Source organism: Pseudomonas sp. GW821-FHT09A09 (genome assembly GCF_059418405.1).
The window spans coordinates 70,143-83,754 of sequence record NZ_JBWKPU010000007.1 but is presented as its reverse complement, the minus strand read 5'-3'; the positions used below and the strand labels follow the sequence as shown (position 1 = coordinate 83,754).

Sequence of the window (13,612 nt, the reverse complement as noted above, 5' to 3'; positions counted from 1 at the left end):
AATGAATGCCGTCTCAATCAGAAACCGCAGTCGCGCAAACGCCTGCTGTTTTCCAATCAATAGATTAAGTTCGGTATTACGTAACTAGCGTGTTGCGGGTCAGCTTTCCTGGCCGGCGCGACTTTGTCCCCATAGCAAGTTCATGTTTACACCCGCTGAAAGCAGCGGCTCCGGTGGGTTTCTGCTCGGGCCCGGGGACGTCAACAGGAAGTCCACCAGGTGATTGCTTTTGCCCGCCAGCCACTCGGCCAGCAAGGTGCCGGTGACGGTGCCGCGGGTGACGCCCAGGCCGTTGCAGCACAGGGCGCCGTAAACGTTCTTGGCCAGCTCGCCGAAGTGCGCCATGTGGTTGCGCGACAGGCTCAGGGAGCCACCCCAGGTGTAGTCGAAGGTCACGTCACGGTGCAGCGGAAAGCGGCGGTCGAAGGAGGCTTTGTGGCGCTTGACGAAGCGTTGCAGGTACTTGGGGTTGCTACGCCCGTCGGCGTTGAAGCTGAAGCTGTTGCGCACCAGCAAACGGTTGTCGACGGTGCGGCGCAAGGTGGTACCGAAGGGATCGGCCGGGATCACGCCCCAGAATGGGTTGCCTCCCAGGCGCGCCTGCTCTTCTTCGTCCAGCGGACGGGTCAGGCTGGCGTAGGTGAAGATCGGCAGCATGCGACTTTTGAGAAAGCCGAAACTCATGGCGAAGGCGTTGTTGGTGAGCACCAGCTTGTCGGCGATGATGCGGCCGTTCTTGTGGCTGAGCACGGTTTTGTCACCGTACTCCACGTCGGTGATCGGGGTGTTTTCGTACAGGGTCACGTTGGACGGCAAGGTGTCCGCCAGCCCTTTGACCAGTGCCGCCGGTTGGACCAGGGCTGTGCCCGGGGTGAACAGCGCCTTGCGATAGAAACCCGTGCCGATGCGGCTGGGCAGCTCGTCGGCTTCGATCACCTGATAGGCCTGGCCGAGCTTGTCGAGACCGCGCTGGTAGGCGTCCAGTACCGCGATGCCGCGGTCTTCGACAGCGGCCTGGTACTTGCCGCAATCGCGCCACTGGCAGTCGATGCCGTGCTGCGCAACCAACGCACGGAGCATCGATTGCCCGGCGAGGTTGAGCTCCATGCTGATTTTGGCGGTGGCAATGTCGCCGATATAGTCTTCGGCGCCGATGTCGTGGGGCAAGTCGATGGCAAAGCCGGCGTTGCGCCCGGAGGCGCCGTAGCCGACTTCCTGCGCCTCGATCAATACGATCTCGTCATCCGGAAAATTCAGCGCCAGTTGGCGGGCCGCCGCAAGGCCGGTGAACCCCGCCCCTACCACGGCCCAGCGCGCCGAGCGAATGCCACTGTGTGGCGGGCGTGCCACACGCGGCGGACTGAGGTGAAACCAGCCGCAGGTTGAATCGTCTGCCGGGGTGTTTCTGATGAGTGCCATGTTCGCGACCTGGGTTCTTTTATAGTTGTTAGAGCTAACAGCTACCCGTCTGCATCGCGTCACACTGCCCAGCCTCAACCGGTCAGAAGGTAAGCGCTACATCCAGGCCTTCGGGCGCCGCGTACTCGGACATCCGCCGACGGGACAGTTCGAGGTGGGCCCGCACGATTTCCCCGGCCAAGACCGGGTCGTGTCGTTCAATTGCGTCGATCATGTCGTCGTGCTGCTGGGCGGCCACTTCCAGGTCTTCCTGCATATCCACCGTGGTCGGATGGCGGTAGAAGATCTTGCCCAGACGGGCGTGGTCGATCAGCAAGCGCTGCAAGCTCGGCATCAGGTAGGCGTTGTGGGCCATCTTGCCGATCTGCAGGTGAAACTCGTCGTTGTACAACACACGGTTCTCGACATCTTTTTCATCGATGGCCGTGCGGAACAAACCTTGTATCCGCTTCAATTCCTCAACTTCAGCCGGCGTCGCGTGGGAGCAGGCCAACTGCGTGGTGGCGATGTAGATCAACGGCGCCGCCAGGAAAAAACTGCGCAGCGACTGGTAGCTCATCGCCGACACCCTTGCCGCGCGGTTGGCTTCCAGATCGATGTAGCCCTCCGCCGCCATCTGCCGCATCAGTTCACGCACCGGTGGGCGCGACAAACCGAACTCATCACACAGCGCCAACTCATCCACCACGGCACCCGGTGCCAGTTCCATGCTGAGGATGCGGCGCCGTAGCGCGTCCCCCAGGACCGCCTTGCGGTCGATGGTTGGCTCGACGGGAGCCGGGGTGCTGAGTTCTTTGGTAGCCATGGTGAAACCTTCCTAGTAGTAAGTGCACACGGTCTACTACCTGTATTCGCACTATAAAACAACAATATTCTTATTGTCTACAATTAATATACACAACATAAAACGAGACGATGGCCCAATGGCTACGGGCTTAATCAGTCATTTGACGAGGCGGATTTCCTTCGAAGGCCGATGCCCGAAATAGGCGCTGTAGCACTTGCTGAAATGACTGGGCGAGACGAAACCACAGGCCACCGACACCTCGACGATGCTCAGCGAGGTGTGCTGTAACAACCGCCGCGCCTCGGTGATGCGCAGGTCCATGTAATAACGCTGCGGCGAGGTGCCGAGCTGTTCCTTGAACAGGCGCTCGATCTGCCGTCGCGAGCGGCCGGCGTACAGGCACAGATCGAGCATTTGCAACGGTTCTTCGAGGTTGACGTCCATCAGGTTGATCACCTCACGCAGCGGCCCGCTGACAGACAGGTTCAACATCGGCTTGATACGCCTGAAGCGTGACGCCTCGAACGCCAGGATGTCCTCGATACCATCGGTGAGGCTTTTGCCGTGCAGGCTGCGGATCCACTCCAGGGCCATATAGAAGGCACCCGTCGGGCTCGATGCCGTCAGCCGATCACGATCCACCACGTAGGCTTCACTCGTCACTTGGGTAAGCCGGGCTATCTCGGCCACTGCAGGACGGTGCTCCGGATGCACCGCGCACCGATACCCGTCCAACTGCCCTGCCCGGCCCAAAAACCACGCACCGTTCCATATCCCGGCCAGCGCCGCGCCCTGTTCCACCGCCACTTCCAGCAACAGGCTCAGTTCATCGTTGTAGCGCAACGGCGTGCGATAGCCGCCGCAGATCACCAACAGGTCCAGCTCGGACACCGCATCGGGCGTCAGACGTTCGTCCGGCCGGATCACCAAGCCCAGGTCGCTGACGATTTCGTCGGTGCCGAGGCCAAAGGTTTTTGTCGCAAACACTGCCGGCCGCAACAGGTTGGCGGTGACGATGGTATCGAGCGCCTGGGTGAAGGCCGGCAGCGAGAAATGTTCCAGCAGCACAAACCCCGCCCGCGCCCTGCGCACCTCCTGGCTCGGCTGAGCGTCGAGATAACGCAGGTTCTTGCCCTGCATCGCACCGCAGAATTGCCGTCGCTCCACCACCTCAGGCACGCCGAGCCTGGCGCTGCAACGCACCGCGTGACAGGCGATCGAGCAACAGCGCCACCGCCACGATCGCCAGGCCGGCGCGCAGGCCCAACCCCATTTCCATGCGGGTCAGGCCGCGCGTCACTTCGGCGCCCAACCCCCCTGCCCCCACCAACCCGGCCAGCACCACCATCGCCAGCGACAGCAGGATGCACTGGTTGAGCCCGACCAACAGCGTGGGCGCGGCCGTGGGCAACTCGATCTTGAACAGGATGTGCCGAGGCGACGCGCCCATGGCCTGGCCCAACTCCAGCAGGTCCTTGGGCAGTTGCTTGAAGGCCAGGGTGGTCAAGCGCAGCATCGGTGGAATGCCATACACGATGGTGGCGATGATCGCCGGCACACGGCCCAGGCTGAACAGCATCACTGCCGGGATCAGGTACACCCACGGCGGCACGGTTTGCATGATGTTGAGGATCGGCAGCAGCGCCGCGTCCACGCGCTTGACCCTTGCGGCAAGAATGCCCAGGGGAAACGCGACGCTGACAGAAATCAGCACCGCCACCGAGACCAGTGCGATGGTCTGCATCGATGCCACCCACAGCCCGGCGAACAGGCAGAACGCCAACATCAGCCCGGCAAACAGTGCCACGCGCCACTTGGCCAGGCCCCATGCCGCCAGCACCACCACGGCAATCAGCCCATACGCAGGCGGCGCGAGCAACACCGTTTCGATGGCGCCCAATGTGGCTTCGATGATCTTGCTGATGATCACGAACAGGCCGTGCAGGTTTGCGTTCAACCAATCGATGGCCGGTGCCAGCAATGCGCCCGGGGAAAAACGGAAGTCCGTCACGTTCATTGGCTGGCTCCCTTGCGCGCCTGGGCAGCAGCCTGCGCGAGGCGGTCGAGAATCATGGTAAGAATAACGATGGCCAGTGCGGCGTTGATCGACTTGGCGATATCCAGGGTGCGCACCGCGCCGTAGATGGTTTCGCCCAAGCCCCCGGAACCGACGATCCCGGCGATGACCACCATGCCGAACGCCATCATCAGGCTCTGGTTGACCCCGGCCATGATGCTGGGCATGGCGAACGGCAGGCGGATCTTGAAGAACATCTGCAGGCCGGTCACGCCGCTCGCGTCGCCGAGTTCGACGAACTCCTTGGGCGTCATGCGAATACCCAGCGAGGTCAGGCGCAAGGCCGGCGGCACCGCAACAATAAAGGTCGCCAGCAACGCGGTAGCGGGGCCGTACCCGAGCAAGGCGATGGCCGGCAGCAGATAGATATAAGGTGGCAACGTTTGCACCAGGTCCAGGCACGGGTCGACCACGCGGTCGAACGCCGGCGTCAACCCGGCCAGCACGCCCAGCGGTATCGCCACCAGCAGTGCCAGCAAGGTGGCGGTGAGCACCAGGGCCAAGGTGCCGACGGTTTCCGGCCACAGGCCGATAAAACTGCACACCAGCAACGCCAGCGCCGACAGCAGCGCAAACCGTGCACCCACCATGCGCCAGCCCAGCAGGCCGACCGCCAGGGCAATCACGTAGAACGGCGGCGCCGCGAGACACCACTGCACGGCCTTGAACACGCCAGTCAGCGCGGTATTGGCCCCCTCGAAAAACGCCTCGCCGTTGTCCTGCAGCCATATCAGGCCCGCGTCCACGGCCGCATCGAATTGCACCGAGAAATCCGGGACGCTCATGACGAAGTCTCCAACACGGGAGTCAGCGCCTGGGCGTCGTTGGGGATGCCCTGCACGCCGCGCAACAGGTCCTTGGCGGTGATCACGCCGACCACCACGCCGTGCTCGACCACAGCCAGGGGTTCAAGGTCGGCGTTCATGGTCAACCCGATCAGCGCATCGATATCCGTGTCGGGGGAGGTCTGGGGCAATCGAGAGAAATCGCACAGCGGGAACGTTCGTGTGTAGAGCGCAATCGGTGTCATCACCGAATGGGCCTTGACCAGGTGCAAGCGCGAGATGCCCGCGACGAATTCGGCGACGTAATCATCGGCCGGGTTCAATACGATTTCTTCGGCGGTGCCGACCTGGATGATCACCCCGTCCTTCATGATGGCGATGCGATCACCGATGCGGATCGCCTCCTCCAGGTCGTGGGTGATGAACACGGCGGACTTGCCCAGTTCCTTGGTGAGTTGACGGAACTCATCCTGCAACTGGCGACGGATCAACGGGTCGAGCGCGCTGAACGGCTCATCCATCAGGATAATCTCAGGGTCAGCAGTCAGCGCACGGGCCAGCCCGACACGCTGCTGCATGCCACCCGACAATTCGCTGGGGTAACGCGAGGCCCAGTCGGTCAAACCGACCTTGGCCAACGCACGCTCCGCCACCTTGTAGCGCTCAGCCTTGCCGACGCCCTGTACCTCCAGACCGAAGGCGGTGTTTTCCAACACCGTGCGGTTAGGCAGCAACGCCACGCTCTGGAACACCATGCCGATGTTTTTCGCCCGCACATCCCGCAACTGCGCGGGCGATAGGGCAGACAGATCCTTACCCTTGACCAGCACCTTGCCGGCGCTGGGGGTGATCAATTTGTTCAGCAAGCGGATCAGGGTCGACTTGCCACTGCCGGACAAGCCCATGATGCAAAAAATCTCGCCGCGGCGAACCTGTAGGCTGACATCCGACACCCCTACTACACAGCTGAAATCCTGCAACACCTGGGTCTTGCCGAGCCCCCTGCTGACCACCGCGTCCATCGCCGCCTTGGCATTCTGACCGAAGATTTTCCAGACCGACTGGCAATCCACGAGCACTTCGTTGGTGTCTATTTTGACCGTTGTCATCTTTGAGCCTATTGAACCAGTCGGGCTGGTTTTTCTAATGGATCAGAACGCGTTATCCGTACCTGGCAGTGACAAAAAAAGGTCGATGCTTATTGTTTGATATTGGCCCAGCGTTTCATCAGGTCTGCGTGGTTGTCGGCCCAACCGGCGACCGCTGCATCCATGGTCTTGCCGTCCTTGACCACACCGTTGATGGCGGTGATGTCGGCCAATGGCACGTACACGCTGGCGATGACCTCACGGGCATGGGGGTATTCGGCGGCAAAGCCTTTATGACCGATCCAGTAGTAAGCCTGGGGCGGCGCGAAGGAGCCTTTTGGGTCCTTGAGGAACTTGAGGTCGAACTTCTGGGCCATCCACGACGGCTCCCAGATCGTGACCGCAACCCATTCCTTGCGGTCGACCGCCGACTTGAGCGCGGCGGTCATGGCGGCGGTGCTGCCTTCGAGCAATTGCAGCTTGAGGCCATAGTCCTTGACGGCCTTGTTGGCATCGCTCATCAAGCCCGAGCCGGGTTCGATGCCGACGATCTTGCCGCTGAACTTCTCGGCGTTGTCATTGAGTTGTTCCAGGGAATCGATGTCGACGTACTTGGGCACCGCGATTGCCTGGTACAAGCCGTAGGAAACCGGAGAGAGTTTTTCCAGGCGGTTCTTGTTCTTGTTCCAATAGTCCTGGGTGGCGTAGTCGGTCTGCGAGGCCAGTACCTGCACATCGCCTTTGGTCAACGCGGCATACGCGATGCCGATTTCGGAAAACTCGACGACCTTGACGGTGTAACCGGCATTCTCCAGGACCTTCCTGGTAATGCCGGTAATGGGGGTCAGGTCCTCCCAGGACATCGTCCCGACGGTGATGGTTTTTTCTTCTGCTTGCGCGGGAAGAATCACCATCCCCATCAGTGCAACCGCACAAACCGTTTTCCAGAATTTCTTCATGGCGTGCCTCGATCTCATTTTATTTGTAGTGTCGGACCTCTGGTTGCCAGAGGCAGGAGTGACGCGAAAACAAGGGGTTCAGCGCTGAAAAAGACTGCCGGGCGAAGCCAGACTGGCATGGGGGAAAGTGCGGGTCAATAGGATGTATTTTCTGTGTATACAAATAGAATTCACACAAAACACAAAATAAATAATATTTTTATGAGTTAAATCATCGAGTTACAGAGGTACGTCTCGACGGTAGCAGGTCGCTTACAGGAAAGTATCGGGTCGTTTTTGGAATGCAGTTGCGAGGGGGAGAAACGGTGTTTGGAGGAGGCAGGCGCCAAGCCTACCCCTTGAGCTTGTCCTGAATATGCTCCGGCCAGATCGTCATCGCCATCCGCGCCACCTGCTGCAGACTTTCGCGAGAGGCCCCATCCCGAGCCTGCACCGACATGCCCTGCTGTACGCCAATGATGAACCTGGCGAAGGTCTGAACATCGGTGTCGGCGGGCAACTCTCCCTCGGCAACAGCCTCGGCGATTCGCTCTTCAAGTTTCATCACGCCTGTTTGACGCAGATCCTGTACCCAGCAGCCAAGGGATTGCGGCCCTTCACTGCCGACATTTGACAGGGTCACCATGCAGCCACCCGGCCGGCCTTTCAATGTGAGCACGTCAGCGGACTCCATCAGGAACTGCTCAACCGCCTCACGCACGGGTGAAACCTCATACACCGGTTTCCAGATCGACGGAGTGACGACCTCCCGATAACGCGTTACCGCCTCGACGTACAACGCCTCCTTGCTGGTGAACGCGGCGTACAGGCTGGGAGAACCAATGTCCATGGCGCTGCACAGTTCTGAAATCGACGTTGCGCTGTAGCCTTTTTCCCAGAACAGCGTCATCGCGGCATCGAGTGCTTGATCACGGTCGAAATTGCGTGGACGACCTCGGGTAGACATGGGTGACTCCTATTTCTGTATCGATCACCACAATAATTGATTGACAGCCCTGGAACAACCTCAGCATATTTATATAACGATCAACACAGAAAGGCGGCTCACATGACCACTCTCAACGGAAAACGCGCCCTGGTAACGGGCGCAAGCCGTGGTATCGGCAAGGCGATTGCACTGGCACTGGCAGCAGAAGGTGCCGACGTGGTGATTACTTACGAGCGCTCGCGGGAAAAGGCTGAAGCCGTTGTGGCGCAGATCAAGGCGACCGGGCGCAAGGCCTTGGCCTTGCAGGCCGACAGCGCCGACGCGCAGGCGGTGAAAAACTCGGTAGATCAGGCCGCAGAGGCATTGGGCGGGTTGGACATACTGGTCAACAACGCCGGCATTTTTCAGTACGGCACGCTGGAAACCCTGGACTTGGCCACGCTGGACGCGGTGATCGACGTCAACATCAAGTCCGTCATCCTCGCCAGCCAGGCCGCGTTGGCGTACCTGCCGGACGGCGGTCGCATCATCAACCTGGGCAGTTGCCTGGCCGAGCAGGTTCCCGCAGCCGGCTTGAGCATTTACTCCATGAGCAAATCCGCACTGATCGCCTTCACCCAAGGCCTGGCCCGCGACCTGGGGCCGCGCGGCATCACGGTCAATATTGTTCACCCCGGCCCCACCGACACCGACATGAACCCCGCCGACAGCGAGAAAGCGGCTGCGAGCAAGGCCGGCATCGCGCTGGGCCACTACGGCACCAGCGAAGACGTTGCGGCGGCGGTCACCTTCCTTGCCGGCCCTGGCGCCCGGCAGATCACCGGTGCAGGTTTGCTGGTCGATGGTGGCGTGAACGCTTGAGGCCGATGCGCGCTGTGTGTCAGAGATTTCCACGAAAACAAAAAAAGACGCCAAAGCGTCTCCTTCCATAAATCGCAGGCAAAAAAAAGCCACTCGTTAGAGTGGCTTTTTTCGTAATGCTTGGAGCGGGAAACGAGACTCGAACTCGCGACCCCGACCTTGGCAAGGTCGTGCTCTACCAACTGAGCTATTCCCGCTTGGTGATGCGCATTCTATAGAAATCTCAGAACTCGTCAACCGCTTGATTCAAAAAAGTTTTATTTCTTTTCAACGGTGGTGCGCAGGTGAGGCCAGGCAGCGCGCAGATATTGGAGCATGGACCACAGTGTCAGGCCGGCGGCGATCAGCAGCAGTGCGTAGCCAATCAGCACCCAGAAGGAGAAGTCCGACGGGTTGGCCAGCAGGATCACCAGCGCCAGCATTTGCGCAGCGGTTTTCCATTTGCCCAGGTTGGACACGGCCACATGGGCGCGGGCGCCGATTTCGGCCATCCATTCGCGCAGGGCAGAGACAACGATCTCGCGGCCGATGATCACGGCAGCCGGCAGGGTCAACCACAGGTTGCCGTGTTCCTGCACCAGCAACACCAGGGCGACAGCGACCATGAGTTTGTCGGCCACCGGGTCCAGGAACGCACCGAACGGCGTGCTTTGCTCCAGGCGGCGTGCCAGGTAGCCGTCGAGCCAATCGGTCGCAGCGGCAAATGCAAAGACCGAACTGGAGGCGGCATAGCTCCATTCGTAAGGCAAATAGAACAGCAAAATGAAAATCGGAATAAGCAGGACGCGTAGAACGGTGATCAGATTAGGGATATTCATCGGCACAACTGGCTACGAGGTGGAAAGGCATTCTATTCGCTGTGCAGATTGGCATAAATCAACTCAGCAAGCTTTTTACTGATACCGGGTGCTTTGGCTATTTCGTCAATGCTGGCACGGGATAGCTCTTGCAAGCCACCAAAATGTTTAAGCAAGTCACGCCGCCGTGTCGGTCCTACCCCCGCCACCCCTTCCAGGGTTGAGGTTCGCCGAGTTTTGCCACGTCGGGCGCGGTGGCCGGTAATGGCGAAGCGGTGGGCTTCGTCGCGGATCTGCTGGATCAAGTGCAACGCCGGTGAGTCGCCCTTCAAAGTGAACTCATGGGCGGCATCATTCAAGTACAACGTTTCGAAACCGGCCTTGCGCGTGGCGCCCTTGGCCACGCCGAGCAGGATCAGGTCGGGCACGGCCAGTTCGTTGAGCACGTCACGGGCCATGGACAACTGCCCCTTGCCACCGTCCACCAGCAGGATGTCGGGGAGCTTGCCCTCCCCGTCCTTCAGCTTGCTGAAGCGCCGCGTCAGCGCCTGGTGCATGGCGGCGTAGTCATCGCCCGCCGTCACACCTTCAATGTTGTAGCGCCGGTAGTCGGCCTTGATCGGCCCTTCCGGCCCGAACACCACGCAGGAGGCCACCGTGGCCTCGCCGCTGGAGTGGCTGATGTCGTAGCACTCCAGGCGCTGCGGTGGTTCGTCCAGGTTGAGCACTTCGGCCAGGGCGTCGAAGCGCGCGGCGACGTGCTGCCGGTTGGCCAGCCGTGCGCCCAGGGCCTGTTCGGCGTTGGTCACCGCCAACTGCTGCCAGCGGGCACGGGTGCCGCGCACGCGGTGGCTGATGTCCAGTTCGCGGCCACGCAGTTCGTGGATCGCCTCGATCAAGGTGGGGAAGTCTTCATGCACCACATTGACGATCAGCTCCGACGGCAGGTCGCGCTCGGGACTGCTGACGTAGTACTGGCCGAGGAACGCGGCCATGACTTCGGCCACGTCTTCGTCGATACCGGTCTGCGGGAAGAAGTTCTTGCTGCCCAGCACTCGCCCGCCGCGCACGCTGATCAGGTGCACACAGGCGCCGCCCGGGTTCACGAAGGCTGCGATCACGTCGACGTCGCCGGTGCCGCCTTCCATGCTCTGCTGGTCCTGGACTCGGCGCAGCAAGGAGATCTGGTCGCGCAGTTCTGCTGCCCGCTCGAAATCCAGCGTACTGGCCGCCTGCTCCATGGCCCCCGACAGTTCATCGGTGAGCGCATTGCTGCGACCTTCGAGAAACATCACCGAATGGCGCACATCCTCGGCGTACTCCGCCGGCTCAACCAGGCCTACGCACGGCGCCTTGCAGCGTTTGATCTGGTATTGCAGGCAGGGCCGCGTGCGGTTCTTGTAGAAGCTGTCTTCGCACTGGCGCACAAAAAAAGTCTTTTGCAGCAGGCTCAGGCTTTCGCGGATCGCTCCGGCGCTGGGATAAGGGCCGAAATACTTGCCCTTGAGCTTCTTCGCGCCCCGGTGAATGCTCAAGCGCGGGAAGTTGCCGTCGGACAAATACACGTAAGGGTAGGATTTGTCGTCGCGCAGCAGGATGTTATAGGGCGGCCGCCATTCCTTGATCAGCGTCTGCTCAAGCAGCAGCGCCTCGGTTTCATTGGCGGTGATGGTGGTCTCGACCTGGGCGATACGCGCCACCAAGGCGGCGGTCTTGGGCGCAAGACCGGTCTTGCGAAAATAGCTCGCCAGGCGGTTCTTCAGGTTCTTGGCTTTGCCGACATAAAGCAGGCGTGCCTCGCTGTCGAACATGCGGTACACGCCAGGGCGGCCACTGCAGGTTGAGAGGAAGGCACTCGGATCAAACGGTGTGGTCATGTCAGGCGCTGGCGTCCACCATGCCGTGGCGTACCGCGAGCAGGGTCAATTCAACATCACTGCTGATGGCGAGCTTCTCGAAAATACGATAGCGGTAGGTGTTGACGGTTTTGGGCGACAGGCACAGCTTGTCGGAGATCGTCTGCACCTTCTGGCAACCGACGATCATCAGGGCGATCTGGATTTCCCGCTCCGACAGCGCATCAAACGGCGAGTCACTGGTGGGCTGGAACGATTTAATGGCCAATTGCTGGGCAATCTGTGGGCTGATGTACCGCTGGCCAGCAAATACCAGGCGAATGGCTTGCACCATCTCCGCCAGGCCTGCGCCCTTGGTCAGGTAACCCGCCGCACCTGCCTGTAGAAGGCGTGTAGGAAACGGGTCTTCCTCGCACACGGTCACCACCACGACTTTGATGTCCGGATGGCTGCGCAACAATTTGGTAGTGGCACCAAGACCGCCGATCCCAGGCATCTTGACGTCCATCAAAACCACATCGGGTTTCAACTCCCGGGCCTTGATCAGGGACTCCTCCCCCGACTCAGCCTGGCCGACTACTTGCAGGCCATCGATGTCAGCCAGCATTCGTGTAATGCCTGTACGAACGAGATCATGGTCATCGACTACTAGCACCCTAATCAAGCAGACACCTCGCGATATGGTCTTATAGGTTGCTGAACACCTTAGCAAAAAACCAAGGTGCAGACCTAGCTGCAAGCGTCATATATATAGAGTTTGCGTGCGATTTCGGCCATCGCCGACTCGCAGCCGGCCTCTTATGCTGAGCAAAAGGTCAACTTTACCCTGGCGCCAATGCGCTACGCCTCCGGAACACGAGGACATTCGCGCTCCATGCGCCAGAAACAATCTTCCTCTCCAACGATGCTCAAACCCAGCCGCTGGTACAGTCTTCTTGCTGGATTGGTCTTGAACACCGTCAAGCGCAAAAGCCCCTGCGCCTGGGCCTTGAGCGCCATCTGTTCGAGCACCCAACTACCCGCGCCGTGTTTGCGACAGCTCTCCAGCATATGCAGCTCGCGGATATACAGCGCCCGGCTGTCACGACTCAGGCTGATAAAGCCCATCACCGTGTCATCGTTGCAAATCAGCCAGTTCTCGCGCCCCGCCCAGGCGACGTCGAAACCATCGTCAGACCACAACAACCCATATTGAAGGTAGTAGCGGCTCATGGCTTCGCGGGTGAGCTTTCGCGCAAACACACGATCCTCATCTGTCGCTGCTCGAAGGTGAAACGCCATGGCTAGAGGACGACCACTTGGCCAGCCCACTGCACGCCCTCACGGCGGGCGATCACCAAGGCGTCGCCAACGCCGGGGGCGGATGCGAGCAAACTGCCATCAACCGACCAGATGGCACTGCGACCAGCACACACGTAGCCACCCGAGGGGCCACCATGGTTGGCCATCAACACCACCAAGCCATGCTCGGCGGCGTATCCCTGGAGCAGCGCGCTGTCATTGGCATAACCGCCTTCGCTGATCAGTACACCTGCGGCATACACCGTGGCCCCCGATTCAGCCGCCTGGTGTGGATGGCTGACGTGGGAAAAGTCTGCACATACCGCCAGCGCAATACGGTCACTGCCCCGTTCGAGCGCTTCACCGCCCTGCCCCGGGATAAACGCCACCTCTTCACCCGGGTGCAGGTGCTGCTTGGTGTAGACCGCCAGGGAACCGTCCGCCCCCAGCACCAATGCGCCAATCAGCACGCTGCCCTCAGGTGCCAGGCGGATCGGCATCCCCACCACCGCCGTCATTCGCAACTCCCGCGCCATTTCCCGCAGCGGCGCCAGCACCGCGTCATCCGGGGCAACCGCCAGGTCGGCCGCCAGCGACGGCTCATACCCGGTCAGCGACAATTCCGGGAACACCAATACCTGCACGCCATACTCGGCGGCGGCGTGCATCAATCGCAGATGCCGCTGGATATTGGCGGGCACGTCGCCGGCGATGGAGGCAGATTGAGCAGCAGCAAGGGTCAAGGCAGTCATGGTCGCGTCCAAGCAATCGGTA

The 13,612-nt window shown here is 60.6% G+C and carries 14 protein-coding genes and 1 tRNA gene; 1 reads left to right on the top strand and 14 read right to left on the bottom strand.

Translation table 11 applies throughout. From position 1 onward, the window contains the following. Positions 1-99: 99 nt before the first annotated feature. The 8 genes from AC07OV_RS08030 to AC07OV_RS07995 all read right to left on the bottom strand — a co-directional run bounded on the left by AC07OV_RS08030 (position 100) and on the right by AC07OV_RS07995 (position 8,061). Positions 100-1,419, bottom strand: a complete 1,320-nt coding sequence (locus tag AC07OV_RS08030) for an NAD(P)/FAD-dependent oxidoreductase (RefSeq protein WP_178925748.1) — start codon at positions 1,417-1,419, stop codon at positions 100-102. A gap of 82 nt (positions 1,420-1,501) precedes the next feature. Next, complete coding sequence (locus AC07OV_RS08025; protein ID WP_178925749.1) at positions 1,502-2,224, bottom strand: GntR family transcriptional regulator; 723 nt, start codon at positions 2,222-2,224, stop codon at positions 1,502-1,504. Positions 2,225-2,362: 138 nt separating this feature from the next. Then, the gene (locus AC07OV_RS08020) at positions 2,363-3,376 is read right to left on the bottom strand and encodes a GlxA family transcriptional regulator (protein WP_495092049.1); all 1,014 of its coding nucleotides are present in this window, start codon (positions 3,374-3,376) and stop codon (positions 2,363-2,365) included. A gap of 1 nt (position 3,377) precedes the next feature. Continuing rightward, a complete protein-coding gene (locus AC07OV_RS08015) occupies positions 3,378-4,223 on the bottom strand; it encodes an ABC transporter permease (RefSeq protein WP_495091978.1) in 846 nt (281 codons plus the stop codon). After that, positions 4,220-5,068 carry an ABC transporter permease gene (locus AC07OV_RS08010; protein ID WP_495091977.1) on the bottom strand — a complete coding sequence of 283 codons (849 nt, stop codon included), beginning with the start codon at positions 5,066-5,068 and terminating at the stop codon, positions 4,220-4,222. Before AC07OV_RS08010 ends, AC07OV_RS08015 begins: the two co-directional genes overlap by 4 nt. Continuing rightward, positions 5,065-6,177, bottom strand: coding sequence for a quaternary amine ABC transporter ATP-binding protein (locus AC07OV_RS08005; protein ID WP_494996729.1), 1,113 nt, complete (start codon positions 6,175-6,177; stop codon positions 5,065-5,067). The genes AC07OV_RS08010 and AC07OV_RS08005 overlap by 4 nt, the downstream gene beginning before the upstream one ends. Positions 6,178-6,266: 89 nt before the next feature. After that, complete coding sequence (locus tag AC07OV_RS08000) at positions 6,267-7,115, bottom strand: glycine betaine ABC transporter substrate-binding protein (protein WP_495091976.1); 849 nt, start codon at positions 7,113-7,115, stop codon at positions 6,267-6,269. Positions 7,116-7,446: 331 nt separating this feature from the next. Next, positions 7,447-8,061, bottom strand: a complete 615-nt coding sequence (locus tag AC07OV_RS07995; protein WP_494996727.1) for a TetR/AcrR family transcriptional regulator — start codon at positions 8,059-8,061, stop codon at positions 7,447-7,449. 102 nt (positions 8,062-8,163) lie between these two features. Between AC07OV_RS07995 and AC07OV_RS07990 the strand changes: the two genes are divergently transcribed. Next, the gene (locus AC07OV_RS07990) at positions 8,164-8,904 is read left to right on the top strand and encodes a 3-oxoacyl-ACP reductase family protein (protein ID WP_495091975.1); all 741 of its coding nucleotides are present in this window, start codon (positions 8,164-8,166) and stop codon (positions 8,902-8,904) included. Positions 8,905-9,025: 121 nt separating this feature from the next. Here the strand turns inward: AC07OV_RS07990 and AC07OV_RS07985 are convergent. From AC07OV_RS07985 to AC07OV_RS07960, 6 genes are all read right to left on the bottom strand, one after another. Beyond that, positions 9,026-9,101: transfer RNA gene (locus tag AC07OV_RS07985), tRNA-Gly, on the bottom strand. A gap of 60 nt (positions 9,102-9,161) precedes the next feature. Then, positions 9,162-9,722 (bottom strand): CDP-diacylglycerol--glycerol-3-phosphate 3-phosphatidyltransferase, encoded by a 561-nt coding sequence (pgsA, locus tag AC07OV_RS07980; RefSeq protein ID WP_105700203.1) that lies wholly within the window; start codon positions 9,720-9,722, stop codon positions 9,162-9,164. A gap of 32 nt (positions 9,723-9,754) precedes the next feature. Next, the gene (uvrC, locus tag AC07OV_RS07975; protein WP_176997608.1) at positions 9,755-11,578 is read right to left on the bottom strand and encodes an excinuclease ABC subunit UvrC; all 1,824 of its coding nucleotides are present in this window, start codon (positions 11,576-11,578) and stop codon (positions 9,755-9,757) included. Between the two features lies 1 nt (position 11,579). Beyond that, positions 11,580-12,221 carry a response regulator transcription factor GacA gene (gene gacA / locus AC07OV_RS07970; protein ID WP_003190387.1) on the bottom strand — a complete coding sequence of 214 codons (642 nt, stop codon included), beginning with the start codon at positions 12,219-12,221 and terminating at the stop codon, positions 11,580-11,582. A 176-nt stretch (positions 12,222-12,397) separates the two neighbouring features. Next, positions 12,398-12,838, bottom strand: a complete 441-nt coding sequence (locus AC07OV_RS07965) for a GNAT family N-acetyltransferase (RefSeq protein WP_176997607.1) — start codon at positions 12,836-12,838, stop codon at positions 12,398-12,400. Positions 12,839-12,840: 2 nt separating this feature from the next. Continuing rightward, complete coding sequence (locus tag AC07OV_RS07960) at positions 12,841-13,590, bottom strand: carbon-nitrogen hydrolase family protein (RefSeq protein ID WP_495091974.1); 750 nt, start codon at positions 13,588-13,590, stop codon at positions 12,841-12,843. Positions 13,591-13,612: the final 22 nt, after the last annotated feature.

What these genes read in the sequence shown, in the direction of transcription:
- pgsA (WP_105700203.1), bottom strand. Translation starts at nt 9,722, where the DNA reads ATGAATATCCCTAATCTGATCACCGTTCTACGCGTCCTGCTTATTCCG.
- AC07OV_RS07995 (WP_494996727.1), bottom strand. Translation starts at nt 8,061, where the DNA reads ATGTCTACCCGAGGTCGTCCACGCAATTTCGACCGTGATCAAGCACTC.
- AC07OV_RS08005 (WP_494996729.1), bottom strand. Translation starts at nt 6,177, where the DNA reads ATGACAACGGTCAAAATAGACACCAACGAAGTGCTCGTGGATTGCCAG.
- uvrC (WP_176997608.1), bottom strand. Translation starts at nt 11,578, where the DNA reads ATGACCACACCGTTTGATCCGAGTGCCTTCCTCTCAACCTGCAGTGGC.
- AC07OV_RS08030 (WP_178925748.1), bottom strand. Translation starts at nt 1,419, where the DNA reads ATGGCACTCATCAGAAACACCCCGGCAGACGATTCAACCTGCGGCTGG.
- AC07OV_RS07965 (WP_176997607.1), bottom strand. Translation starts at nt 12,838, where the DNA reads ATGGCGTTTCACCTTCGAGCAGCGACAGATGAGGATCGTGTGTTTGCG.
- AC07OV_RS07990 (WP_495091975.1), top strand. Translation starts at nt 8,164, where the DNA reads ATGACCACTCTCAACGGAAAACGCGCCCTGGTAACGGGCGCAAGCCGT.
- AC07OV_RS08025 (WP_178925749.1), bottom strand. Translation starts at nt 2,224, where the DNA reads ATGGCTACCAAAGAACTCAGCACCCCGGCTCCCGTCGAGCCAACCATC.
- AC07OV_RS07960 (WP_495091974.1), bottom strand. Translation starts at nt 13,590, where the DNA reads ATGACTGCCTTGACCCTTGCTGCTGCTCAATCTGCCTCCATCGCCGGC.
- AC07OV_RS08010 (WP_495091977.1), bottom strand. Translation starts at nt 5,068, where the DNA reads ATGAGCGTCCCGGATTTCTCGGTGCAATTCGATGCGGCCGTGGACGCG.
- AC07OV_RS08000 (WP_495091976.1), bottom strand. Translation starts at nt 7,115, where the DNA reads ATGAAGAAATTCTGGAAAACGGTTTGTGCGGTTGCACTGATGGGGATG.
- AC07OV_RS08015 (WP_495091978.1), bottom strand. Translation starts at nt 4,223, where the DNA reads ATGAACGTGACGGACTTCCGTTTTTCCCCGGGCGCATTGCTGGCACCG.